Raw genomic sequence first — 23,536 nt, 5'->3', positions numbered from 1 at the left:
CACCAGGGCGGGTCCCTTCGTTCGGGTCCCACAATGTCGGACCCGATTTCTGTGACGGTCCGCACACACGCGTGCCCCTGCACGCCGGGGAGGATTGTCCGGTGATCGTCGTCGTCGCCCCCGGACAGGGCTCGCAGACCCCCGGATTCCTCGCCCCGTGGCTGGAGGACCCGGCCGTCCGTGACCGGGTCGCCGCGTGGTCGGACGCGATCGGCGTCGACCTCGTCGCGCACGGAACGACGAGCGACGCCGACACCATCCGCGACACCGCCCTCGCGCAGCCCCTCATCGTCGCCGCGGGACTCGTGACCGCGGACGCGCTGCTCGCCGACGGGCGCCGGACCCTCGTCGGCGGCGTCGCCGGGCACTCCGTCGGCGAGTTCACCGCCGCCGCGATCGCGGGTGTGCTCGCCCCCTCGGACGCCGTCGCGCTCGTCGCCGAACGCGGACGCGCCATGGCCGACGCCGCCACCCGCACGCCGACCGGCATGAGCGCCGTCCTGGGCGGCGACCAGGAGGCCCTCCCCGCCGCGATCGAGGCGGCCGGGCTCAGCGCCGCCAACCACAACGGCGGCGGTCAGACCGTCGTCGCCGGTCGCGTCGAGGCGCTGGCCGCGTTCGCCGCGGAGCCGCCCGCCAAGGCCCGGGTCGTCTCCCTCAGCGTCGCCGGTGCGTTCCACACGGACTTCATGGCCCCCGCGGTCGACCGCGTGGCCCCGCTCGCCGCAGCGGCCTCGGTGGCCGACCCGACCCTCCCGATCTGGACCAACGCGGACGGCTCCCGTGTCGACGACGGCCGCCGCTTCGTGGACCTCATGGTGCGGCAGATCGCGAACCCGGTGCACTGGGACGCCGTCATGGACTCGTTCGTCGCCGCCGGGGTCACCGGCATCGTCGAACTCGCGCCGGCCGGTGCGCTCGTCGGGCTCGCCAAGCGGGCCATGCGCGGCACGCCGGCCGTGGCAGTGAAGTCGCCCGAGGACCTCCCCGCCGCGATCGACCTGCTCGAGTCGGCGGGAGCGGCCGCGTGAGCGCGGACGAGGGCGTCCTCGACCCGGCGCCGTCGCGCCCGATGCTCGCCCAGCGGACCGGTCACGCCTTCACCCGCATCCTCGGCATCGGGGCGGCCCGGGGCGAGCACGCGGTCCCGAACGACGACCTCGTCGGACCCATTGACTCGTCGGACGAGTGGATCCGCCAGCGCACCGGCATCGTCACCCGTGCGCGGGCCGGTGACGACGTCCAGGCCGTGGACCTCGCCGAGGCGGCGTCCCGCGAGGCGATCGCGGCCGCCGGGATCACGGCGGACCAGATCGGCGTCGTGCTCGTCTCCACCGTCACGAACACCGTCGCGACGCCGTCGATGGCGTCGCTCCTCGCCGAGCGCATCGGCGCCGCGCCCGCCGCCGCGTACGACATCAGCGCCGCGTGCGCCGGCTACGCGTACGGCATCGCCCAGGCCGACTCCTTCGTCAAGACGGGCGTCGCCGACCACGTGCTCGTCGTCGGGGCCGAGAAGCTGAGCGAGATCGTCGACCCCACGGACCGTTCGATCTCGTTCCTGCTCGGCGACGGCGCCGGCGCGGCCGTGGTCGGGCCGAGCGACACCCCGGGCATCGCGCCGACGGTCTGGGGATCCGACGGCTCCAAGTGGGACGCCATCCGCATGACGAGCACGTTCTCCGAGTGGCGCGCGGGCGGCGAGCAACCCACCATCCGTCAGGAGGGCCAGACGGTCTTCCGCTGGGCGGTGTGGGAGATGGTCAAGGTCGCCAAGCGCGCGCTCGAGGTCGCCGGCGTGGAGGCCTCGGACCTCGCCGCGTTCGTACCGCACCAGGCGAACATGCGGATCATCGACGAGTTCGCCAAGCAGCTCGGGCTCCCGGAGCGCGTGGTGATCGGCCGCGACATCACGACGACCGGCAACACGTCGGCCGCGAGCATCCCCCTCGCGACCCACCGCCTGCTCGAGGAACACCCGGACCTCCACGGCGGCCTCGCCCTGCAGATCGGCTTCGGCGCCGGACTCGTGTTCGGCGCGCAGGTCGTCGTGCTCCCCTGACCGTTCCACCCGGCGTGCCGCCTGCGGCGCTCCCGAACCCCCCGACCCGGCGTGCCCTAGGCTTGTCCACGGTCATCGACACCCCCTCAAGGAGAAGAACAATGGCAGCGTCCACCGAAGAAGTCCTGGCCGGCCTGGCCGAGCTCATCAACGACGAGACCGGCATCGCGACCGACACCGTGCAGATGGACAAGTCGTTCACCGACGACCTCGACATCGACTCGATCTCGATGATGACGATCGTCGTCAACGCCGAGGAGAAGTTCGACGTGAAGATCCCGGACGAAGAGGTCAAGAACCTCAAGACCGTCGGTGACGCCGTGAACTACATCGTCAAGGCGCAGGGCTGACACCCGCCTGACCCGTCGTGGTCCGGATCCCCTCGGGTCCGGGCCACGACGTGTCCTGGCGCCCGTCGCGCCGCCCGTCGCACCGTCCGTCCTGCAGAAAGACCGTCGTCCATGACCACCAAGCACACCGTCGTCGTCACGGGGATCGGCGCCATCTCGCCGCTCGCCGCGACCGCCCCCGCCACGTGGGATGCCCTGCTCGCGGGCGAGTCGGGCATCACCGCCATCGAGGAGGACTGGGTCGAGCGCTACGACCTGCCCGTCCACTTCGCCGGGCAGGCCCGCCGCTTCATCGGCGACCAGCTGACCCGCCAAGAGGTCAAGCGGCTCGACCCGGGTTCGCAGCTCGCGCTCATCGCCGCGCGCGAGGCCTGGTCGGACGCCGGCATCGACGACGAAGCCGTCGTCCCCGAGCGCCTCATCGTCGACTGGGCGACGGGGATCGGCGGCGTCAACACGCTGCTGGACGCGTGGGACACCCTGCGCGAGCGCGGTCCCCGGCGGATGCTCCCCATGACCGTGCCGATGCTCATGGCGAACGGTCCGGCCGCCGCGATCGAGATGGCGTTCGGCGCCCGCGGCGGTGCCCGCACCTACATCTCGGCCTGCGCGTCGAGCACCGAGTCCCTGGTCGAGGCCTATCGCCACGTCGCGACCGGTGACGCCGACATCGTCATCGCCGGTGGGTCCGAGGCGGCGCTGCACCCGATGCCCCTCGGGGCGTTCGCGGCCATGCAGGCGCTGTCCCGCCGGAACGACGACCCGGCCACGGCCTCCCGGCCCTACGACGTCACGCGCGACGGCTTCGTGCTCGGGGACGGCGCAGCGGCGCTCATCCTCGAGACCAAGGAGCACGCCGAGGCCCGAGGCGCCCGGATCTACGCCGAGGTCGCCGGTGGCGGCATCACCTCAGACGCCTTCCACATCACCGCCCCCGACCCCGAGGGCAGCGCGGCCGCCCGGGCGGTCATCCAGGCGCTCGAGCACGCCGGTGCCGCGCGAGAGGACGTCGTCCACGTGAACGCGCACGCCACGAGCACCCCGGTCGGCGACGTCGCCGAGTACCACGCGATGCGTCGCGTGTTCGGGGAGCACCTCGACGGCGTCGCCGTGTCCGCCACGAAGGCGTCGACCGGGCACCTGCTCGGCGGTGCGGGTGCGATCGAGGCGATGTTCACGGTCCTCGCGCTCGCGAACCGCGTCGCACCGCCCACCATCAACCTGACGGAGCAGGACCCGGAGATCGTCATGGACGTCGTCCGCGAGCCACGCACGCTCGGGGACGGCGACCTGCTCGCGATCAGCAACTCGTTCGGGTTCGGCGGCCACAACGCGGTCGTCGCGTTCCGGACCGTCTGACCGCGCGCCCGGGCGACACGACACAGGGCCGGGAGCATCTGCTCCCGGCCCTGTGTCGTGTCCTGACGATCCGCGTCTGATCAGCCGACGCGGTGCAACCAGACGACGGGGTTGTCCTCACCGGCGTACCGGAACGGCTCGAGCTCGTCGTCCCACGCCTGCCCGAGCGCGAGGCGTAACTCGCGGTGCAGCTCGAGCGCGTTGCTGCCCGCCAGCTCCATGGCGTACCGCACCCGGTCCTCGGGGACGACCACGTTGCCGGCAGCGTCCGTCTGCGCGTAGAACACGCCGAGGTCCGGCGTGTGCATCCACCGGCCGCCGTCGGACTGCTCGGTCGCGTCCTCGGTGACCTCGTACCGCAGGTGCTCCCAACCCCGGAGCGCGGACGCGATCGCCGCACCGGTGCCCACCGGACCCGTCCAGGTGTACTCGGTGCGCCGGGCGCCTTCGAGCACGGGCTGGTCGAGCCACGAGAAGTTCACGGCACGGTTCATGGCGCGACCTGCCGCCCATTCGACGTGCGGGCAGAGCGCGCGAGGTGAGGAGTGCACGTAGAGCACACCCCTCGTGGCCGGACGTCCGGCCGTCACGGTTCCTGGGGTCACGATTCCTCCGATCATCAGGTGCGACTTCCCCATCGACCTGGACCCGGAGGCTCACGACCACGCCTGCCTCCGCAGACGGAACCGATTCGATATGCGATTGTGACGTCCGAGGGACGTGCTCATTATGCACGGGCACCGCTGGGAACGCCAGTGTGCTGCGCGCGTCGGCGGCGGCCCTCAGTGCAGGACGGCGCCGTCCACGTCGTACCCGTGGGTCTCCCCGGCCTCGACGGGCACGGGCAGGCGGTTCTCGGGCGGCGGGACCGGGCACGCGTACTGGTACGAGAACGCGCACGGCGGCAGCACCGCACGGTTGAAGTCCACCGTGATCGCACCGGCCGCACCGGGATCGTCGAGGAACAGGAACCGGCCCATCGAGTAGGACCGCTCCCCCGAGGTGGCGTCCTGGAACACGAGCTGGAGCCGGTCCCCCGCACGGACGACGACGAGCGCGCGGTCCTCGACGCCGATCCGGATCCGGAGGGTTCCCGCGACGGGGAGCGGGGCGCCGGCCGCGTCGGTGACGCTGCCCCGGCCCTCCCGGTCGCCGGGCTCCCACACGCCGGTCCGCACCCACGCCGTCGACACGGGGAACACACCGATGTGCCCGAAGCGGGCGATCGCCGGCGAGGCCGGATCCCACACCCGGAGTGCGTGGCCGGCGGTGGTCGCGGCGACGGAGCCGGAGGTGCCGTCGGCGAACCGGACGGCCGAGGCCACGACGGCGTCGTCGCCGGCGACGTGCACCGTCCCGTCGATGAGCACGTCGTCCACGACGACCCCGGCATCGGCCGTCGCGGTGACGCTGAGCCCGCCGATCGCGGGCGCCCACGTCCCGGGGACCGGCCACACGGGCTGCGGCACCGTGACGGTCTGGCTGTTGACCAGGGCGAGCGGCCCCCGTGGACTCCGCACCCACCGCTCGCGCTCGGCACGCAGCGCCTGGAGGGCCGGATCGCCACCGTCGCGTCGGTCGCCGTCCGCGGTCGTCACAGCTGGTCCTGCCGGGGGTAGATGACCTCTTGCACGATGATGATCACCGACGCGGCGACGGGCACGGCCACGAGCGCGCCGAGGACACCCCCGATCGTGCCACCCGCCACCGCGGCGATGACCACGAGGGCACCGGGGACCTGCACGGCCCGCGACATGATCCGCGGGGCGATCACGTAGGCCTCCACCTGCATGTACACGAGGTAGTAGATCGCGGCGACGAGCGCGGTGAGGGGTGATGCGAAGAGGCAGATCAGACAGATCACGATCGCGGCCCCGAGGGTGCCCACGAGCGGGACCAGCGCGCCGAGGAACGCGAACGTCGCCAGGAGCACGGGCAGCGGCGCGCGGATGATCAGGAGGAACACGAGGCTCAGCACGCCGTTGAGGACGGCCTCGGCGATCTGCCCGACCACGTAGCGACCGACGGACCGGGTGATCTGCTCGGTGACGTCGGCGAAGTTCGCGCGACGCGACGCCGGCACGAAGCGGTACGTCATGCGCTTGATCGACCGCATGGACGCGAGGAAGTACAGCATGAGGATGAGCACGATCACCGCGCCGGTCAGCCCCGAGACGATGCCGGTCCCGACGGCGAGCAGTCCGCCGCCGACGCTGAGGAGGTTGCCCGGGTCCTCGACGTACTTGCTCGCCGATCCGAGCGCGTCGTCGATGTTGATCGAGCCGTTCAGCTGCCGCGACAGGTCCTGGACCCAGTCCTGCTGCGACAACCCCTGCACGAAGTCCGGGAACGACTGCACGAGGTTCGTGGCCTGGTCGACGATGACGGGGACGATCGCGAACAGGATCCCGACGAAGGCGCCGATGACGCCGAGCACGACCACGGTGACCGCGAGCCACCGCGGGATGATGCGTTCGAGCCAGTTGACGACGGGGTCGAGGCCGAGGGCGACGAACACCGCGACGCCGATGTAGACGAGCACGGTGGAGAGCTCGCGCAGGAGGATCGCGGCGAGGAGCGCGACGAGGACGCCGATGCCCCCCATGAACCCGATACGGAACGCGTTGACCCGGACGCCCGTCGCGCCACGGTGCAGCTCGAACGTGACGTCGGGGCTCGGGGCGTGCGTCTGCGACGTCTCGGCGACGCGTTTCCTCATGCCCTGACCCTACCGACCGGCACCGACGCGAGCGGGACGACGCGGGCGAGCGGCGTGCTCCGAGGACGACCACCGACCGGACGCGCCGCGGCGGAGGCGGCGGTGGGGCGGGCGGGACTCGAACCCGCGGATCGTTCGGTTATGAGCCGACTGCCTTGACCAGCTTGGCTACCGCCCCGCGCCGGGGCCATCGGGCACCGGCTCACCACGATACAGCGCCTCGAACGTCGACAGGGTGCGGTTGATGTCGTGGTCGACGATCATGTCGAGGCTCTGCCGCTTCATGCGGAGGTACTCGTCGTCGGGCGCCGCGAGCACGGCGGTGAGCTTGTCCGCCAGGTCCTGCGGGTCGCCCGGACGGAACAGGTACCCGTTGCCGTCGATGAGGTGCGGCAGGGCCATCGCATCCGCTGCGACGACCGGCAGTCCGGAGGCCATCGCCTCGAGCGAGGCGATGCTCTGCAACTCGGCGGTCGAGGGCATCGCGAAGACGGTGGCGTTCGTCAGCGCTGCCCGGAGGTCCTCGTCCGACTGGTACCCGGTGAACACGACGCGGTCCGCCACCCCGAGTTCCTCGGCGAGCGAGGACAGCCGCGGGATCATCTCGCCGCCACCGACGATGCGGATCGTCGCCTCGAGCTCGGCGGGGATGAGGGGCAGGGCACGCACCAGCACGTCGAGCTGCTTCTCGGGCGCCACGCGGCCGACGAACACGATCTCGTTCCGCGGCGGTCGGAGGTCACGCGAGGTGTACCGGGATGCGTCGATGCCGCACGAGATCGCGAGCACCTGCTGGGCCTTGATCGCGGCCTGCAGGTAGGCCGCCGCCTTCCGGGTGGGCGTCGTGACCGCGTCGGCGAGCCGGTAGGTCCTGGCCGCGTCCGCCCACGCGATCTTGAGGGCGATCGGCAGCGTCCACCGTCCGAACGGTGCGTACTCGAGCAGGTTCTCGGGCATGAAGTGGTTCGTGGCGATGACGCGGATGCCGCGTGCCTTGGCCTCGCGCGCGATGCCACGACCGATCACGATGTGGGACTGGATGTGCAGCGCGTCGGGCTTGAACGCGTCGAGGATCGGGGCGGTGTTCCGGCGCACGGTCCAGGGCCACGCGAACCGGAGCCAGGAGTGGAGCGGCCACTTCATCGAGAAGAGCCGGTGCACCACGAAGGTCACGCCGCCGTGTTCCTCGTCGTGCGTGCCGTGGTGGCGGTTGGCGGCGGGCGCGACGACCTGCACCTCGTGCCCGCGCTCGGCGAGGCCGATCGCGAGTCGTTCGCAGAACACCGCGGCGCCGTTGACGTCCGGTGGGAAGGTGTCGGCGGCGAGGAGGATGCGGAGCCGCTCCGGTCGCCCGCTGGGGGTGGTCGTCGATTCGTCCTGTCCTGGCACGGGGCGCGTCGTCCTCTCGTCTCATGCTCGGCTGGCCTCCGACGCTACCGCACGCCTCGCCGCGCACGCCCCCACCGGGCGTCGGCGGGTCGGCCCGGTCCTGCGCATCGGTACAGACCGTGGCCCGGCCCGATGCGCCGGGCGACGCTCAGCGTCGCGCCTCGGGGTGGTGTTTCGCCAACTGGAACACGCCCGTGATCGCGATCGCCGCGGCGAGGAGGAACCCGGCCACGGCGAACCACGGCGCACCGGTGGCCTCGCGCAGGACGACGATGCCGATCCCCACGGCGACGATCGGGTCGATGACCGTCAGGCCGGCGATCACGAGGTCCGGCGATCCGCTGGCGTAGGCGTTCTGGACGAAGTAGCCGCCGAGTACCGCGGCGACGATCACCCCCGCGATCGCGACGGCGGTCACCCAGTCGAACGTGCCGTTCACCACACGGTTCAGCGTCACCTTGGCGAGCGTGGCGACGAAGCCGTAGAGGATCCCGGCCCCGACGATGAAGTACAGGGGGTTGCGCCGCCTGCGGACGAGCCGGAAGGACAGCAGCACGATCGCCAGCACGACGGCGAGGACGACGAGCACCGTCACGAGCTGACTGTGCGAGATCGGCGTCTCGTGTCCGACGAGCGCGGCGATCCCCACGAAGATCCCGACGCCGACGATGCAGGTCCACACGGCCCGACGCGAGGGTACGTCGAGCGGGACGCCCGAGGAGCGCGTCGAGAACCACGTCGTGATGACGAGGGCGACGGCCCCGAGTGGCTGCACGACGATGAGCGGTGCGAAGGTGATGCTGACGAGTTGGAGGACCACGGCGCACCCGAGCATGAGGGTGCCGAGCACCCACGATCCACTGCCGACGAGCGCGAGCACGTGCCGGACCGACAGGCCGCCGGACTGCCTGCCGATGCGCGCCTCGACCCGGTGCACGCCGGCGCTCTGGAAGTGCGCGCCGAGCGACAGGAAGACGCTGCCGACGAGGGCCACCGGGATCATGAGCGCCTGGAACGGCGTCATGTTGATGCGATCGGTGAGATCGACGAGGTCCGGCGCCACGGGGTCGAGGCTACCGCTCGGCTGGCCGATAGCCTGGACGAATGGCCGTCCTCCCGATCCGCATCACGGGCGATCCCGTGCTCCACGCTCCTGCGACCGAGGTCACCGCCTTCGACGACGGACTCCGTGCGCTCGTCGACGACATGTACGCCACCATGGACCTCGCTCCGGGCGTCGGGCTGGCCGGGCCGCAGGTCGGGGTCGCCAAGCGTCTGTTCGTGTTCTCGTGGACCGACGACGACGGCGAGCTCTGGCGGGGCGCGGCGGTGAACCCCGTGCTGTGGACGTCGCCCCTCGTCCCGGAGACCCACGCGGACCTCGACGAGGACGAGGAGTCCGAGGGCTGCCTGTCCATCCCGGGCGAGCGGTTCCCGCTCCGTCGGGCCGAGGGCGCCATCCTCCGCGCGCAGGACGTCGACGGCACCCCGTACGAGATCGAGGCGCACGGCTGGCTCGCCCGCGTCTTCCAGCACGAGTACGACCACCTGGACGGCGTGCTCTACGCCGACCGGTTGTCCCACCCGCACGGCAAGGCCGCACTCAAGGCGGTGCGCAAGCAGAGCTGGGGGGTGCCGGGCAAGTCCTGGCTCCCCGGTCGCGACCACCCGGAAGGCTGACCCCTCAGCCCTCGACCGCGGCGATGGCGGCGCGCACGCGCGCGATCTGCGGGTGCCCCGGGCAGTAGAGGACGACGGCACGGGCCTCGAGCAACGCATGTCGGGAGGCCACCCTGCCGTCGAAGAGACCGGTCCCGACCTCTGCGCACCGGCCCGCGAGCGCGCGGAGCCCGAGCGCCCCGCCCGCCGCCGCCACGGCGGCGCGCTGTTGGTCGGACGGCACCGACCCGGCGATCCGCACGGCGGTGCAGGAGCGACTCCGGGCCTCCCATGCGGCGGCGTACGTGGTGAAGAGCGTGACGTCGCCGGAGTCGTCGTCGGGGACGCCGTCCGTCGCGCTCCTGCTCGTCGTGGTCCGGCAGCGGAAGGCGAACACGACGGGGCTCGCGCCGACGCTGTCCGTACCCGCCCCCGTGCCCGTGCCCGTGCCCGGAGCGGTGTCCGACGAGGCCCCCGTGTCCGCTGACGCACCCGCGCCTGCTGCGGTCCTCGAGGATCCCGAGGCCGGGCCGGGTGCCTGCGGGCTCGCGGTCGACGGCAGCGCGCCCGCGGTGGGCGGCGCGGCCGGCTCGTTCGTCGTGCACGCGCCCAGGGCCAGCAGCGACGCGAGCGCCAGCCCGAGCGCCGTCGCCGACGCCGCGCTCCTCCGGACGATCCGCACCTGAGAACGCTAACAGGGTCTCCTGGTGCGGACGGGCATCCGACGTGACCGCACCGGTGTCATCTCGAAGCGTGACGCGCCCGGGATGCGGCCCCGTGGTCGTGGCGAGCCCGGAGTGCTGGTATGCTCGTACCCGCTGTTCAGCAGCATTCCTCGATAGCTCAATTGGCAGAGCAGCCGGCTGTTAACCGGCAGGTTCTTGGTTCGAGTCCAAGTCGGGGAGCGATCCACGGCAACGGCCCTCCGCATCTGCGGGGGGCCGTTGCCGTTCCCGCCGAGTCGACGAGGAACAGCGAGCCGGGCCGGCGCCGGGCCGCCGGCACCTGCGATCAGTACCCGGCAGCCGGATCGACGACCCCGATGAACCCGGTGCCGTCACCACTGAGGAACGCCGCGGTGTTCACGCGGATCCGTTCGGCGAGCAGCGGCGCCACCATGTCCGGGGTGTCCGCCTGGTGGGGCGTGATGACCACGCCCGGCTCGTCCCACAGGGGGTGGCCGTCGGGCAACGGTTCGGGATCGGTGACGTCGAGGCCCGCGCCGCCGATCTGCCCGCTCCGCAGCGCGGCGAGCAGCGCGTCGGTGTCGACGAGTCCGCCACGGGCGATGTTCACGATCCGGACCGAGGGACGCATGCGGGCCAGGCGGTCGGCGTCGAGCAGTCGCGCGGTGCCGGACGTCATCGCGGCGGCGATCATCACGACGTCGGCATCCGGCAGGACCTCGTCGATGTGGTCGACGGTGACGGTGCGCGCCGCTCCGGGCACGGGCTCCGAGGACCGTCGGACGACGGTGACCTCGGTGTCGAACGGGGCGAGCAACCGGATGTACTCGAGGGCGATCCCGCCCGCACCGATGACGACGACGTTCCGTCCGTACAGCGACACGCCCTCGGGCTCGGTCGCCCAGCTCGTCGCCCGGGCGCGCTTCGGCAGCACGCGGAGCGTCGCGAGCGTCAGGGCGAGCGCGTGCTCGGCCACCGGCTCCGCGTAGGCACCCTTCGCGCTCGTGAACAGCACGTGGTCGCCGTGGTCCGCGATGAGGTCGGCGAAGGCGTCGACGCCGGCGAACGGCAGCTGGACCCACGTCACGCCGGGCGAGGCCGCGAGCGCGTCCGCCAGGCCCTGCGCGTCGCGCGCGTCGAGCCAGACGATGCCCCGCGTGTCCGCCGAGGCCGGCGCGACGGAGCCGCCCGCCGCCTCCACCGCGGCGACGTGCAGGTCCGCCGGGGCCGGGAGGACCGCGACCGGGCCCGGGGTCGGGACCGGTCCCGGGAGGGGCCGCCCGGCGTCGGTCACGACGGCGCGGTGGCCGCGGGTCGCTTGCTGCCGTTCGTTGGTGCTCACACGGTTCCTTCGGTGGTCGTGGCCGCGACGGCCGTCTCGATCGGGGGTGCCATCCGACGCGAGGTCGGCTTGGCCCGCTTGACGGGCCGTGCGGCGGTCGCGGCGAGGGTCTTGACGTAGGGGTCGAGTGGCGCGTCGAACACCTCGTCGAAGGTGCCGAGCCCGACGAGCCGCCCCTCGCGGAGCACGGCGACGCGGTCGGCCAGGGCACGGGCCTCCCGGACGTCGCTCGAGACGACGACCGCCGAGAACCCGAGGGCGCGCTGGATGGTCGCGAGGGCCTCGAGCACGGACTGGCGGACGAGGACGTCGACGCCCCGCGCGGGCTCGTCGGCCACGAGGAGCTGCGGCTCGAGCACGAGCGCCCGGGCGAGGGCGACGCGCTGCCGCTGCCCGCTCGAGAGCTCCCACGTGTGCGAGCGCATGATCCCGAGCGGCAGGTGCACGGCGTCGACGAGGCGCGCGACCATGAGACCGGCAACTTTCCGGTCGAACCGTCGGTCCCGCGCGTACACCGGCTCGGCGATCGCCTCGCCGACGGTCAGGTCCGGGCTCAGGTGGTCGGCCGCGTCCTGACTCAGGTAGCCGATCGTGCCGGTCAGCCGGGTGCGGCGCCGCGAGTGCGTGCCGAGCCGACGCAGGCCCTGTCCGAGCACGGTGAGCTCGCCGCCGACGATGTGCCGACGGGCCGATGCCTCGCCCTCGCGCGGGTCCCCCACCTGTCCGGCGATCGCCGCGGCGAGGGTCGACTTGCCTGACCCGGAACCACCGAGCACGGCGAGGATCTCGCCTTGCTGCACCGTGAGGCTGACGCCGTCGACGGCACGGACCGGCCGGGCCGCACCGGTGCCGCGGTACTCGATCGACACGTCGTCCGCGATGACCGCGGGACCGTTCACCCCGACCATGCGTCCCCTTCCTGATCGCGGGAGCCGTCGATCACTGCGCCGCCAGCTGCTCCAGGGTACGCCGTCGCTCCGCCTGCTCCGCCGGGTCCGGCACCGGCAGGGACGCGAGGAGGCGCTGGGTGTACGGATGCCGGGGCGCGCCGAGGACCTCGGCCGCGGTGCCCTCCTCGACGAGGTCGCCGCGGTACAGCACGGCGATCCGGTCGGACAGCGCGCCGACGACGGCGAGGTCGTGGCTGATGAACAACGACGCGAACCCGAGGTCCTGCTGGAGCTCGAGGAACAGTTCGAGCACGCGGGCCTGCACGGACACGTCGAGCGCACTCGTCGGTTCGTCGGCGATGAGCAGCTTCGGCCGCAGCGCGAGCGACCGCGCGAGCGACGCGCGCTGCCGCTGACCGCCCGAGAGCTCGTGCGGGAACCGCTCGCCGTACGCCCGGGGCAGCTGGACGGCCTCGAGCAGTTCGTCGACCCGTGCGCGGGCGGCGCGCGGGGACCGGGCCTCACCGTGCACGACGAGCGGCTCGGCCACGGCCTCCGCGATCGTCAGCAGCGGGTTGAAGCTCGTCGCGGGGTCCTGGAACACGAACCCGATCTCCTTGCGACGGGGCTTGAAGTCGCGCTCGCGGTAGCCGAGCATCTCGGTGCCGAGCACCTCGAGGGACCCGCCGGTCACGCGCGTGAGGCCCGCGATCGCCCGGCCGATGGTCGTCTTGCCGGACCCCGACTCGCCCACGAGTCCCAGGACCTCGCCCGGGCGGATCGCCAGGTCGACGCCCTTGACGGCGCGGAACGCGGGCGATCCGAGCCGCCCCGGGTACTCGATCTCGAGACCGCGAGCCCGCACGACCGGCGCGACGGACTCGTCGACCAGCGCCCGCCGGTCGCTCGTCGTCGCGGCCGACAGCCGCGGCACGGCCGCGAGCAGGCGCTTCGTGTAGTCGGCGGTCGGCGCGGCGAACAGCGTCCGTACGTCGGCCTCCTCGACGACCTCGCCCTGGTACATCACGGCCACCCGGTCCGCGAGGTCGGCGACCACGCCCATGTTGTGGGTGATGAGGACGATGGCGGCACCGAACTCGTCGCGGCAGCGCCGGAGCAGGTCGAGGATCTCCGCCTGCACGGTGACGTCGAGGGCCGTCGTCGGCTCGTCCGCGATGATCACGCTCGGCTCGAGGACGAGGGCCATGGCGATGACGACGCGCTGCTTCTGACCGCCGGAGAACTGGTGCGGGTAGTGGTCGACCCGCTGCTCGGGGTCGGGGATCCCGACGCGGCGCAGGTACTCGATGGCGCGCTTCCGGGCCTCGTGCTTCGAGACCCCACCGTGGGCACGGATGCCCTCGGCGATCTGCCATCCGACCGTGAACACGGGGTTCAGCGCGGTCGACGGCTCCTGGAACACCATCGCGCCCGCGGTGCCGCGGAGTTCCCGGAGCCGCTGCGACGAGACGCGCACGACGTCGTCGCCGCCGAGTACGACCGCACCCGACACGGTGGCGGTCTCCGGGAGCAGCCGCAGCATGCTCCGGGCCGTCACCGACTTGCCGGACCCGGACTCGCCGACCAGGGCCAGGACCTCACCCGGCCGCACGTCGATCGACACGTGGTCGACCGCGGCGACCGCACCGTTGTCCGTGGCGAAGGTGACCGACAGGTCGTCGACGGTCGCCACCGCCTCCCCGGTGCTCCGACCGTTCTGGAGGCGCGGCGCGGCGCCCGCCTCGTTCGTCGCGTCCGTCATGCGCCCGCTCCTTCCGTGGCCGCGGCCGGGACCGGCCGCTCGGTGACCCGCTGCTTCGCGCGGCGGCGCGCACGGAGGCGGGGGTCGGAGATGTCGTTGAGGCTCTCGCCGATGAAGGTGACCCCGAGCACGAGCAGCACGATCGCGATGCCCGGGTAGACACCCGTCCACCAGATCCCGCTCGCGGTGTCGGACAGGGCGCGGTTGAGGTCGTACCCCCACTCCGAGCCCGCGGTCGGGCCGATGCCGAAGCCGAGGAACCCGAGGCTCGCGAGCGTCAGGATCGCGTCCGACGCGTTGAGCGTCAGGATGAGCGGCAGGCTGCGCGTCGCGTTGCGGAGCACGTGGCGCGTCATGATGCGCCACGGGTTCGTGCCCACGACGCGGGCCGACTCCACGAACGCCTCGCCCTTGAGCCGGACGGCCTCGGCACGGATGACGCGGAAGTACTGCGGCACGTACACGACCGTGATCGAGATGCCTGCCGAGACGATGCCGCCCGCGTAGCTCGACTGACCGCCGGAGATCACGATCGACACGACGATCGCGAGCAGGAGGGACGGGAACGCGTACACGGCGTCGGCGACGACCACGAGCACCCGGTCGAGCCAGCCGCCGATGTACCCGGAGACCATGCCGAGCAGGACGCCGACGACGATGGAGATCACGACCGCGACGACGACCACGAGGACCGCGGTGCGGGCGCCGAACACCACCCGGCTGAACACGTCGAACCCACCGACGGTCGTGCCCCAGACGTGCGTGCTGCTCGGGGCGCCGGTGCGTGGGAACGGATGGCCCGCGCCGTCCTGCAACTGCGCGAACCCGTACGGCGCGATGAGCGGCGCGAAGAGGGCGACGAGCAGGAACAGCGCGCAGATGACGACTCCGGTGACGAGCATCGCCCGCTGCCAGCCGACGCTCCGCCGGAGCTGTTCGACGATCGGCAGGCGCTTCCACCAGGCCTCGCGGCGGTCGAGGAGGGCCACGTCGGACATCTCAGTACCTCACTCTCGGGTCGATGAGCGCCGCGACCACGTCGACGACGAAGTTCGTGACGGCGACGATGACGGCGAGGACCGCGACGATCCCCTGCACGGCGACGAAGTCGCGCGCGGACAGGTACTGCTGGAGCTCGAACCCGAGTCCCCGCCACCCGAAGGTCGTCTCGGTGAGCACGGACCCGCCGAGGAGCATGGCGATCTGCAGCCCCATGACGGTGATGATCGGCACGAGGGCCGGCCGGAAGGCGTGCGTGCGCACGAGCCGGGACTCGCGGACACCGCGCGACCGGGCGGCGTCGACGTAGTCGGACCCGAGGGAGCCGATCATGTTCGCGCGGACGAGGCGCAGGAAGATGCCCGCCGTCAGCAGCCCGAGCGTGAACGCCGGCAGCACCGCGTGCTGCAGGACGTCGCCGATGATGACGCCGTTGCCGGTCCGGAGCGCGTCGATCAGGTAAATGCCCGTGGCACCGGGCACGTTGTTCAGCGCGAGTTCGACCCGGGTCGAGGCGCGGTCGCCGAGCGGCAGCCACCCGAGCCAGATCGAGAACACGAGCTTGAGCAGCAGACCGCCGAAGAACACGGGGGTCGCGTACGTCAGGATCGCCAGGGCGCGCAGGAGGACGTCCGGCCACTTGTCGCGCATGTACGCGGCGAGCATGCCGAGCGGGATGCCGAGCACGAGCGCGATGATGAGCGCGTAGAACACGAGCTCGACCGTGGCGCCGCCGTACTCGAGGATGATCTGGCTGATCGGCCGGTGGTCCGTGACCGTCGTGCCGAAGTCGCCGCGGACGATCTGTCCGAGGTACTGCAGGTACTGCACGATCACCGGACGGTCGTAGCCCGCGGCGTGCAACCGCGCCTGCAGCTGCTCGGGCGTCAGGCGCCCTCCCACCGAGGCGACGATCGGGTTCCCGATGACGCGCATGAGGAAGAACACGAGCGTCACGAGGATGAAGACGGTCGGGAAGATGAGGAGGAACCGGACGAGGACGTACCGTCCGAGCCCTCCCCCGCCGGCCGAGCGACGAGCGGCGGTCGCCTTCGTCGGCTCCGCCGCCACGGGGTCCGCGTTGGTCACGGTCACGAGTGCTGTGTGCCTTTCTGTCCGGTGCCGGTCGGGAGGGACGGTTCGCGCCCGCCTCGTCGGCGTGCGGACCGTACCGGGGTCGCCCCGGTCCTCCCGGTCGGGCAACGAGAGGGGGCGCCCCGGTCGGAGCGCCCCCTGCACGTGGTGCCGAGATTACTTGGTGAGCGTCCCGTACCGGAACTTGAACGAGGGGTCGAGCACGAGGCCCTTGACGTCCTTGCTCGCGACGGCGACCTGCTTGCCCTGGAGGAGGGGCAGGGTGGAGATCTGCTCGGCCTCGCGCTGCTGCGCCTGACCGATGATGTCCGCACGCTTCGTCTTGTCGGACTCCGCCTGCTCCTGCGCGATCAGCTTCTGGATCGTCGGGTCGTCGTAGTGGTTCTGCACGAAGTTGTCCTTCGTGAAGAACGGCGACAGGTAGTTGTCCGCGTCCGAGAAGTCCGGGAACCAGCCGAGCTGGTACTCCGGGTAGGCGTCCTTCACGCGCTCGGCCGAGTAGGTCGTGTACAGCGTCGACTGGATGTTGACGTCGAACAGGCCCGAGTTCTCGAGCTGGGTCTTGAGGAGCGCGTACTCGTCGTCGCTCGCCTCGCCGTAGTGGTCCGGCGCGTACTGGATGTTGAGCGTCACCTTGCCGGTCACACCCGCGTCGGCGAGGGTCTTCTTCGCCTTCTGGACGTCCGGGCCGCCGTTGCCGTCGCCGTAGAGCGTCTTGAACGGCGTGGTCGCACCGGTCAGGCCGTCCGGCACCATCGAGTACGCCGGCGTGTAGGTGTTGTCGTAGACCTGCTTGGCCAGGGCGTTGCGGTCCACGACGTCGGCGACGGCCTTGCGGACCGCGAGGGCCTTGGCCGGGTCCTTCTCGCTCGTCGTCGCGCCGAACGGCTGCGTGTTGAAGTTGAACACGACGTAGCGGAGCTCGCCGCCCGGGCCGTAGGTGACCTTGAGGTTCTTCTTCTTCGCCAGGTTCGTGACGTCGGTCGGCGTGAAGGAGCGGTACGCCACGTCGACGTCGCCCTTCTGCACCGCGAGCTTGAGGTCGGTCTCCTTGGTGAAGTACTGCGCCGTGACCTGGTCGGTCTTCGCCTTGCCGAGCACGCCGTCGTACTTGTCGTTGCGGGCGTACTGGATGAGGTCGTTCTGCTTGTACGACGTGATCTTGTACTGTCCCGCGAAGGCGTCGCCGGAGACGATCTTCGACGCCGGCGTCAGCTTGGTCGCCGAGAACACCTGCTCGTCGACGATGGGGCCGGCCGGGCTCGACAGCACCTGCGGCCAGGTCTGGTCGGCGTGGTTCAGGTGGAACACGACCGTCGTCGCGTTCGGGGTCGAGATGCTCTTCATGTTGGCGAGCAGCGACTGCGGGCCGTTCGCGTTGTTGATCTTGACCTCGCGGTCGAACGAGAACTTGACGTCGCTCGAGGTGAGCTTGTGCCCGTTCGCGAACTCGAGGCCCTTCTTGAGGGTGACCGTGTAGGTCGTCGGGTTCGTGAAGGTGCCCTTGGTCGCGATGTCCGGCTTGACGTCTGGGCTGCCCGACGGCGTGTTCATGAGGAACGGGAACACCTGGTTCTGGACCACGAAGGACCCGGTGTCGTACGACCCGGCCGGGTCCAGCGAGACGATGCTGTCGCTCGTGCCGACGATCAGGCCGTTCAGGTTCGAGGACGAGCCGCCGCCCGCACAGCCGGTGAGCACGAGCGTCGTCGCCAGGGCCCCTCCGGCGAGCACGGCGGCGCGCTTGCCCAGCTTGGTCACGGAAGCCATGTCCGTATGCCTCTCTGTCATGGATGCAGGAGTCCTCGGTCGCGCGTGTGGATCTGCTGGGCGCGCGAGGACACTCAAGATTGGCACCCCCGCCACCTGGAGGACGAATCGGGGGACGTTTGTTTACACCGTCGTAATACCGTCCGGCCGGACGGAAGCGTGCTCCGGCGCGCATCGGCGCGAGTCGGCGCGCGGCGGCGCGATTCGGCGCGCGGCGTCAAGCCGACTCGGCGTCCGCTTTGAGCCGCATCCGCTGGGCATCGATCGCGACGAGCTGCCGCTGGAGCTCGGCGCGGCGGTCGGCTTGCTCGTGCGGGTCGGTGCGCTGGAGCTGTCCGAGCAGGGACGCCTTCCGGGCGAGCAGGTCCCGTTCGACGAGTGCCACGACGATGCTGCGGCAGTACAACGCCAGGTCCTCATCCGTACGGGCGGGCAGCGGCGCGACGGCGAGTTCCTGGACGAACGGGGCGAACGGCCCGGGCACGTCGCCGAGCACTCGGTCGAGCCACCCCGGTCCACCGAGCGCGTCCCCATTCGCCACGACGGCGTCGCGCACGACCGCGAGCACCGGGGCCGTGAACACCGCACCCGCCGTGAGCCCGACGAGCGTGGCACCGACCCGTTCGGGCTGCTGGACCATCGCCATGACGGCGTCGCGTTCCATGCGCGTGATCGGGTCGTTCGGGAGCGCGCGGAGCGTCGCGGTCGGGGCGTCGTCCGGGATCGGGGCACCGGTGCCGCCCGTGCCACCCGCCGCGAGCGCACGGGCCCCGGCCGCGCCGAACGCTGCTCCCGTGCGGCGGTCGGCACCGCGGACTGCCCCGGTGTCATCGGCGTACCGGGACCCCGCCGCGGCGGATCGTCCGGGCCCCGCAGCGTCACCGGAGGTGCCCTGCCGGCGCCGCGCGGTCTCGACGGCGCTGCGGACCTCACCGATGTCCATGCCGAGCCAGCCGGCGAGTTCGCGGACGTAGCCCTGCGTCATCGCGCGGTCCCGGATGCCGGCGAGCACGGGAGCCGCGGCCCGCAACGCGGCCACGCGCCCCTCGACCGTCTCGAGGTCGTGGCCGTCCAGCGTCCGCCGGATCATGAACTCGAACATCGGGCGTCGCCCGGCGACGAGCCGGCGGATCGCGTCGTCACCCCGAGCGAGGCGGAGGTCGCACGGGTCGAGTCCGCCCGGGGCGACCGCGACGAACGTCTGCGCGGCGAACCGTTGCTCCTCCGCGAAGGCCCGGGAGGCCGCGCGCTGACCGGCCTCGTCCGGGTCGAAGGTGAACACGACCTCGCCCGTGGCCGACGGGTCGCGCCCGGACACGTCGCCGAGCATGGGGCGGAGGACCTTGATGTGGTCGACGCCGAACGCCGTGCCACAGGTCGCGACGGCCGTCGTCACACCCGCGAGGTGGCACGCCATGACGTCGGTGTAGCCCTCGACGATGACGACCTGCTTGCTCTTCGAGATGTCCCGGCGGGCGAGGTCGAGCCCGTAGAGCACCTGGCTCTTGTGGTACACGGGCGTCTCGGGGGTGTTGAGGTACTTCGGCCCCTTGTCGTCGTCGAGCAGCCGCCGCGCGCCGAAGCCGATGGTGGCTCCCGTGACGTCGCGGATGGGCCAGATGAGCCGTCCGCGGAAGCGGTCGTACGGGGACCGATCGCCCTGGCTGACGAGGCCAGCGGTGACGATCTCCTCGAGGCTGAACCCCCGTCCGCGCAGGTGGTCCCGGAGGGCGTCGTACGACTTCGGGGCGAACCCGATGCCGAACCGCGCCGCCGCGGAGGGGTCGAACCCGCGTTCGCCGAGGAACCGCCGGGCGGGTTCGGCACCCGGGGTCGTGAGCTGCTCGATGAACCAGGTGGCCGCGGCCTCGTTCGCGGCGAGCAGGCGGGCACGCGTGTTGTGGTCGGTGCGGGGGCCGTCGCCGTCCTCGTAGTGGAGCGTGAAGCCGATCTTGGCGGCCATCCGCTCGACGGCCTCCTGGAACGTCGTGTGGTCCATCTTCATGAGGAAGCTGTAGACGTCGCCGTCCTCGCCGCACCCGAAGCAGTGGTACCGACCGACCTGGGGCCGCACGTGGAACGAGGGGCTCCGCTCGTCGTGGAACGGGCAGAGCCCCTTGAGGGAACCGACGCCGGCGGACTTCAGCGTCACGTAGTCCCCCACGACGTCGGCGATGTTCACACGCTGACGCACCTCGTCGATGTCGTCCCGCGTGATGAGTCCCGCCACGCGACGATCCTACGCGGCGGCGCCGACCCCGACTGCGGACCCGGCGTCGGGAGGTGGACAAGCCCCGCGCCGCGGGACCGGGTTCAGACCGCGATGTGCACGGTCTCGCGCACGCCCGCGACGAGGCGCTTGTGCCATGCGAGCGCGCCTTGGTCGGTCAGGCTCGCGACCTGGTCCACGACGGCTCGACGCCGGCCGGCGTCGTCGGTGGCCGCCCGCCAGTCCGCGGCGAACCCGGGCTCGAGCTCGCGGTCCTCCGCCGCGACGAGCGCGTCGAGGAGTTCGGTGAGCACCGCCCGCTGGCGTTCGTACACGGGCTGCCGGTCGCCCTGCGTCATGACGAAGGCCGCGACGATGCCCTTGAGCACCGCGATCTCGCCGATGATCTCGGGCGGGACGACGACGCTCGCCGCGAACCGGACCAGGCTGCCCGAGGCGTAGGAGGCCCGCGTCGCCTGGGTCGCGGTGCGGGCGAACCGCCCGATGAACTGGCTCGTCAGGTTCTTGAGCCGGGCCTGCGCGACGCGTGAGCCGTCGTACGAGGTCATCCACAGCGACAGCGACCGCAGCCGGTCGAACGCCTCGAGGAGTTCCTCCCGGCTCAGGGTGTCGCCGACCCAGGCGTGCATGGCGGACACGATGTCGTTCTCGCCGACGCGGTCCCCGAGGGCGGCCACGTCGATGAACCCGGCCACGACGGCGTCCTCGAAGTCGTGCACCGAGTACGCGATGTCGTCGGACAGGTCCATGACCTGGGCCTCGATGCACCGCTGCCGCCGTGGTGCGCCCGAGCGGAGCCACGTGAACGCGTCGACGTCGTCGTCGTAGAACCCGAACTTCCGCCGGCCCGACGACGGTTCGAGCACGCCCTGCGCCGCTGGCCACGGGTACTTGCAGCTCGCGTCGAGGCTCGCCCGCGTCAGGTTCAGTCCGTAGGGTCGACCGTCCTCGCCGTAGAGCTTCGGCTCGATGCGCGTGAGGAGCCGGAGCGTCTGCGCGTTGCCCTCGAACCCGCCGATGTCCGCCGCCCAGGCGTTGATCGCGGTCTCGCCGTTGTGGCCGAACGGCGGGTGTCCGATGTCGTGGGCCAGGCACGCGGTGTCCACGACGTCCGGGTCGAGCCCGAGGCTGTCCGCGAGCTCCCGTCCGACCTGGGCGACCTCGAGCGAGTGCGTCAGGCGGTTGCGGGCGAAGTCGAGGCCGGTGGTCGGGCTGAGCACCTGCGTCTTGGCCGCGAGCCGCCGGAGCGCGCTCGAGTGCAGCAGGCGGGCGCGGTCACGGGCGAAGTCGCTCCGTCGGCTCGAGTGTTCCTCGGGCAGCCACCGCTCGGCGTCGGCGGGGCCGTAGCTCGCCAACCCGCCGTGCCCCGTCAGGGAGTCCATCAGCCGCCCGAGTGGTGCAGCTCGGCCGCGGCGAGGACCTGCCGGAACTCCGCGTCGACGTCGCGGCTCTCGAGCCACCGGTCCGGCAGCGCGGTCTTCTTCGGGTGTCCCGCGCGACCCCGTGGGCCCTCGACGTCGGCACCCGGGTAGGGAGCGGACCAGTCGAGTCGGCCGAGGAGGTCGTCGATCTCCTGCAGACTCGACGCCATCGCGAGTGCGGACCGGACCTCGCCGCCGATCGGGTAGCCCTTGAAGTACCAGGCGACGTGCTTCCGGATGTCGCGGCAACCGTGCTCCTCGGACTCGAGGAACTCGACGAGGAGTTCCGCGTGCCGCCGGAACGCGACCGCGACCTCGCCGAGCGAGGGCATCGCCCGGACGTCCTCGCCGCGGAAGGCCGCCGCCAGGTCACCGAACAGCCAGGGGCGACCGAGGCAGCCGCGACCGACGACGACGCCGTCGCACCCGGTCTCGTCGACCATGCGCAGCGCGTCGGCCGCCGACCAGATGTCACCGTTCCCGAGTACCGGCAGGTCGGTGATCGTCTCCTTCAGGGTCGCGATCGCCGACCAGTCCGCCTGGCCCGAGTAGTGCTCGTTCGCCGTCCGGGCGTGGAGCGAGATCGCCGCGACACCGGCGTCCCGCGCGATCCGCGCGGCGTCGAGGTACGTCAGGTGGTCCGCGTCGATCCCCTTGCGCATCTTGACCGTGACCGGCACGTCGCCGGCGGCGCGGACCGTCTTGGTCACGAGCTCACGGAACAGGTCGAGTTTCCAGGGCAGTGCCGCCCCGCCGCCCTTGCGGGTGACCTTCGGCACGGGGCACCCGAAGTTCAGGTCGATGTGGTCGGCGCGGTCCTCCGCGACGAGCATGGTCGCCGCCTCGGCCACCGTGTTCGGCTCGACGCCGTACAGCTGGATCGACCGCGGGGTCTCGGACTCGTGGTGCTGGATGAGCTGCATCGACACCGGCGTCCGCTCGACGAGTGCCCGCGACGTGATCATCTCGCACACGTACAGTCCGGCGCCGTACTCGCGGCAGAGGCGGCGGTACGCCATGTTGGTGATCCCCGCCATGGGGGCGAGCACGACCGGCGCCGCGACCTCGATGGGGCCGATGCGCAGGGGCGCTGCGGGTGCACTCGTGATCGTCATCGTCCTCCATTGTCCCAGATGCTCGGTGTCGGAGCGCCGCGCCGGATCCCCCTGTTAGCGTCTCGGGCATGACGACCGCCATGGACGGCCCCGACCGCTTCGCCGCCGACGCCGCCGCTCGTGCGCTCGAGGTCGAGATCGTGGAGCGGGGCCCGTCCGCCTCGCTCGGGGAGGCCGCGGCCGCGCTCGGCATCCAGCCCGGTGACATCGTCAAGTCGCTCGTGGTCAAGCGGCACGACGGCGGGTACCTGTTCGCGCTCGTGCCGGGCGGCCGCAGCATCGCCTGGAAGAAGCTCCGCGCGGTCGTCGGTGTCAACAAGCTGTCGATGCCCGACGCGGGTACCGCGCTCGAGGCCACCGGCTACGAACGCGGCACGATCACGCCGATCGGCAGCACGACGCCGTGGCCCGTGTACGCCGACGAGCGGATCGCCGGCCGCCGCATCGCGATGGGCAGCGGTCGCCACGGCGCGAGCGCCTTCGTCGACGCGGACGCGCTCGTCGCCGCCTACGGCGCCGTCCTCGCGGACATCACCGACGAGGAACCGCAGCGCTCCTGACCCGCCCCGGCCCCGGCCCCGCCCGCCCCGGGCGGGCCCGGGCCGGCCCGGCCCCGTTCCGCGAGATCGCAGTCGTTGCCACTGTCGCCGCGCCCAGAACGGCAACGACTGCGATCTCGCGCCCGTGA

General features: G+C 71.9%; 22 protein-coding genes and 2 tRNA genes. 8 read left to right on the top strand and 16 right to left on the bottom strand.

Going from position 1 to position 23,536, the window contains the following annotated elements:
* Positions 1-101 precede the first annotated feature (101 nt).
* The 4 genes from DEI88_RS06720 (at position 102) to DEI88_RS06705 (ending at position 3,771) form a co-directional block, all read left to right on the top strand.
* Positions 102-1,031 carry an ACP S-malonyltransferase gene (locus DEI88_RS06720; protein WP_111071735.1) on the top strand — a complete coding sequence of 310 codons (930 nt, stop codon included), beginning with the start codon at positions 102-104 and terminating at the stop codon, positions 1,029-1,031.
* 41 nt (positions 1,032-1,072) lie between these two features.
* Positions 1,073-2,062 (top strand): beta-ketoacyl-ACP synthase III, encoded by a 990-nt coding sequence (locus tag DEI88_RS06715; RefSeq protein ID WP_111008943.1) that lies wholly within the window; start codon positions 1,073-1,075, stop codon positions 2,060-2,062.
* Positions 2,063-2,163: 101 nt separating this feature from the next.
* The gene (locus tag DEI88_RS06710) at positions 2,164-2,412 is read left to right on the top strand and encodes an acyl carrier protein (protein WP_111008700.1); all 249 of its coding nucleotides are present in this window, start codon (positions 2,164-2,166) and stop codon (positions 2,410-2,412) included.
* A 111-nt stretch (positions 2,413-2,523) separates the two neighbouring features.
* On the top strand, positions 2,524-3,771 hold the full coding sequence (locus DEI88_RS06705; RefSeq protein ID WP_111071734.1) for a beta-ketoacyl-[acyl-carrier-protein] synthase family protein: 1,248 nt from the start codon (positions 2,524-2,526) through the stop codon (positions 3,769-3,771).
* Positions 3,772-3,851: 80 nt separating this feature from the next.
* On the opposite strand, the gene DEI88_RS06700 is transcribed toward DEI88_RS06705, so the two are convergent.
* The 6 genes from DEI88_RS06700 to DEI88_RS06675 all read right to left on the bottom strand — a co-directional run bounded on the left by DEI88_RS06700 (position 3,852) and on the right by DEI88_RS06675 (position 8,942).
* Positions 3,852-4,391 (bottom strand): DUF3145 domain-containing protein, encoded by a 540-nt coding sequence (locus DEI88_RS06700; RefSeq protein ID WP_258370070.1) that lies wholly within the window; start codon positions 4,389-4,391, stop codon positions 3,852-3,854.
* Between the two features lie 162 nt (positions 4,392-4,553).
* A complete protein-coding gene (locus DEI88_RS06695) occupies positions 4,554-5,369 on the bottom strand; it encodes a DUF1684 domain-containing protein (protein ID WP_111071733.1) in 816 nt (271 codons plus the stop codon).
* Positions 5,366-6,490, bottom strand: coding sequence for an AI-2E family transporter (locus tag DEI88_RS06690; RefSeq protein ID WP_111036739.1), 1,125 nt, complete (start codon positions 6,488-6,490; stop codon positions 5,366-5,368). The genes DEI88_RS06695 and DEI88_RS06690 overlap by 4 nt, the downstream gene beginning before the upstream one ends.
* 103 nt (positions 6,491-6,593) lie before the next feature.
* Positions 6,594-6,668, bottom strand: a tRNA-Ile gene (locus DEI88_RS06685).
* Positions 6,659-7,879 carry a glycosyltransferase gene (locus tag DEI88_RS06680; protein ID WP_111008696.1) on the bottom strand — a complete coding sequence of 407 codons (1,221 nt, stop codon included), beginning with the start codon at positions 7,877-7,879 and terminating at the stop codon, positions 6,659-6,661. Before DEI88_RS06680 ends, DEI88_RS06685 begins: the two co-directional genes overlap by 10 nt.
* A gap of 148 nt (positions 7,880-8,027) precedes the next feature.
* Positions 8,028-8,942, bottom strand: a complete 915-nt coding sequence (locus DEI88_RS06675) for a multidrug DMT transporter permease (RefSeq protein WP_258374979.1) — start codon at positions 8,940-8,942, stop codon at positions 8,028-8,030.
* A gap of 41 nt (positions 8,943-8,983) precedes the next feature.
* On the opposite strand from DEI88_RS06675, the gene def reads away from it, so the two are divergent.
* Complete coding sequence (gene def, locus DEI88_RS06670) at positions 8,984-9,559, top strand: peptide deformylase (RefSeq protein ID WP_111036740.1); 576 nt, start codon at positions 8,984-8,986, stop codon at positions 9,557-9,559.
* Positions 9,560-9,563: 4 nt separating this feature from the next.
* Here def and DEI88_RS06665 read toward each other — a convergent pair whose 3' ends face one another.
* Positions 9,564-9,782, bottom strand: coding sequence for a hypothetical protein (locus DEI88_RS06665; RefSeq protein WP_146246042.1), 219 nt, complete (start codon positions 9,780-9,782; stop codon positions 9,564-9,566).
* A 22-nt stretch (positions 9,783-9,804) separates the two neighbouring features.
* Here DEI88_RS06665 and DEI88_RS06660 point away from each other — a divergent pair, with 22 nt between their 5' ends.
* A complete protein-coding gene (locus DEI88_RS06660; RefSeq protein WP_111036742.1) occupies positions 9,805-10,224 on the top strand; it encodes a hypothetical protein in 420 nt (139 codons plus the stop codon).
* A 146-nt stretch (positions 10,225-10,370) separates the two neighbouring features.
* A tRNA-Asn gene (locus DEI88_RS06655) sits at positions 10,371-10,443 on the top strand.
* Between the two features lie 106 nt (positions 10,444-10,549).
* On the opposite strand, the gene DEI88_RS06650 is transcribed toward DEI88_RS06655, so the two are convergent.
* The 9 genes from DEI88_RS06650 to dusB all read right to left on the bottom strand — a co-directional run bounded on the left by DEI88_RS06650 (position 10,550) and on the right by dusB (position 22,848).
* Positions 10,550-11,566 (bottom strand): D-isomer specific 2-hydroxyacid dehydrogenase family protein, encoded by a 1,017-nt coding sequence (locus tag DEI88_RS06650; RefSeq protein WP_111071730.1) that lies wholly within the window; start codon positions 11,564-11,566, stop codon positions 10,550-10,552.
* The gene (locus DEI88_RS06645) at positions 11,563-12,474 is read right to left on the bottom strand and encodes an ATP-binding cassette domain-containing protein (RefSeq protein ID WP_111036744.1); all 912 of its coding nucleotides are present in this window, start codon (positions 12,472-12,474) and stop codon (positions 11,563-11,565) included. The genes DEI88_RS06650 and DEI88_RS06645 overlap by 4 nt, the downstream gene beginning before the upstream one ends.
* 31 nt (positions 12,475-12,505) lie before the next feature.
* Positions 12,506-14,218 (bottom strand): dipeptide ABC transporter ATP-binding protein, encoded by a 1,713-nt coding sequence (locus DEI88_RS06640; RefSeq protein WP_111012589.1) that lies wholly within the window; start codon positions 14,216-14,218, stop codon positions 12,506-12,508.
* Positions 14,215-15,216: an ABC transporter permease gene (locus DEI88_RS06635; protein ID WP_111008689.1), complete on the bottom strand. Its 1,002-nt coding sequence runs from the start codon at positions 15,214-15,216 to the stop codon at positions 14,215-14,217. The genes DEI88_RS06640 and DEI88_RS06635 overlap by 4 nt, the downstream gene beginning before the upstream one ends.
* Before the next feature lies 1 nt (position 15,217).
* Positions 15,218-16,312, bottom strand: a complete 1,095-nt coding sequence (locus DEI88_RS06630) for an ABC transporter permease (RefSeq protein ID WP_375334748.1) — start codon at positions 16,310-16,312, stop codon at positions 15,218-15,220.
* 156 nt (positions 16,313-16,468) lie between these two features.
* Positions 16,469-18,082, bottom strand: coding sequence for an ABC transporter substrate-binding protein (locus tag DEI88_RS06625; protein ID WP_111036746.1), 1,614 nt, complete (start codon positions 18,080-18,082; stop codon positions 16,469-16,471).
* A gap of 217 nt (positions 18,083-18,299) precedes the next feature.
* Positions 18,300-20,312 (bottom strand): DNA primase, encoded by a 2,013-nt coding sequence (dnaG, locus tag DEI88_RS06620; RefSeq protein ID WP_111071729.1) that lies wholly within the window; start codon positions 20,310-20,312, stop codon positions 18,300-18,302.
* An 83-nt stretch (positions 20,313-20,395) separates the two neighbouring features.
* Entirely contained in the window at positions 20,396-21,694 is a 1,299-nt protein-coding gene (locus tag DEI88_RS06615) for a deoxyguanosinetriphosphate triphosphohydrolase (protein ID WP_111071728.1), read from the bottom strand.
* Positions 21,694-22,848 (bottom strand): tRNA dihydrouridine synthase DusB, encoded by a 1,155-nt coding sequence (dusB, locus tag DEI88_RS06610; protein ID WP_111026100.1) that lies wholly within the window; start codon positions 22,846-22,848, stop codon positions 21,694-21,696. The genes DEI88_RS06615 and dusB overlap by 1 nt, the downstream gene beginning before the upstream one ends.
* Positions 22,849-22,916: 68 nt before the next feature.
* Between dusB and DEI88_RS06605 the strand changes: the two genes are divergently transcribed.
* The gene (locus DEI88_RS06605; protein ID WP_111071727.1) at positions 22,917-23,408 is read left to right on the top strand and encodes an aminoacyl-tRNA deacylase; all 492 of its coding nucleotides are present in this window, start codon (positions 22,917-22,919) and stop codon (positions 23,406-23,408) included.
* Positions 23,409-23,536 lie beyond the last annotated feature (128 nt).

Origin of the sequence: Curtobacterium sp. MCBD17_003 (genome assembly GCF_003234885.2) — a bacterium.
Taxonomy (GTDB): Bacteria; Actinomycetota; Actinomycetes; order Actinomycetales; family Microbacteriaceae; genus Curtobacterium.
Note: the sequence above shows the minus strand (reverse complement) of the source record. Positions and strands in the feature narration are given on the sequence as shown.

Excerpts from the sequence above, each read along its gene's own strand:
- DEI88_RS06715 (WP_111008943.1), top strand. The coding sequence starts at position 1,073 with ATGCTCGCCCAGCGGACCGGTCACGCCTTCACCCGCATCCTCGGCATC.
- DEI88_RS06710 (WP_111008700.1), top strand. The coding sequence starts at position 2,164 with ATGGCAGCGTCCACCGAAGAAGTCCTGGCCGGCCTGGCCGAGCTCATC.
- DEI88_RS06705 (WP_111071734.1), top strand. The coding sequence starts at position 2,524 with ATGACCACCAAGCACACCGTCGTCGTCACGGGGATCGGCGCCATCTCG.
- DEI88_RS06700 (WP_258370070.1), bottom strand. The coding sequence starts at position 4,391 with ATGATCGGAGGAATCGTGACCCCAGGAACCGTGACGGCCGGACGTCCG.
- DEI88_RS06690 (WP_111036739.1), bottom strand. The coding sequence starts at position 6,490 with ATGAGGAAACGCGTCGCCGAGACGTCGCAGACGCACGCCCCGAGCCCC.
- def (WP_111036740.1), top strand. The coding sequence starts at position 8,984 with ATGGCCGTCCTCCCGATCCGCATCACGGGCGATCCCGTGCTCCACGCT.
- DEI88_RS06645 (WP_111036744.1), bottom strand. The coding sequence starts at position 12,474 with ATGGTCGGGGTGAACGGTCCCGCGGTCATCGCGGACGACGTGTCGATC.
- DEI88_RS06640 (WP_111012589.1), bottom strand. The coding sequence starts at position 14,218 with ATGACGGACGCGACGAACGAGGCGGGCGCCGCGCCGCGCCTCCAGAAC.
- DEI88_RS06635 (WP_111008689.1), bottom strand. The coding sequence starts at position 15,216 with ATGTCCGACGTGGCCCTCCTCGACCGCCGCGAGGCCTGGTGGAAGCGC.
- DEI88_RS06625 (WP_111036746.1), bottom strand. The coding sequence starts at position 18,082 with ATGGCTTCCGTGACCAAGCTGGGCAAGCGCGCCGCCGTGCTCGCCGGA.
- DEI88_RS06615 (WP_111071728.1), bottom strand. The coding sequence starts at position 21,694 with ATGGACTCCCTGACGGGGCACGGCGGGTTGGCGAGCTACGGCCCCGCC.
- dusB (WP_111026100.1), bottom strand. The coding sequence starts at position 22,848 with ATGACGATCACGAGTGCACCCGCAGCGCCCCTGCGCATCGGCCCCATC.
- DEI88_RS06605 (WP_111071727.1), top strand. The coding sequence starts at position 22,917 with ATGACGACCGCCATGGACGGCCCCGACCGCTTCGCCGCCGACGCCGCC.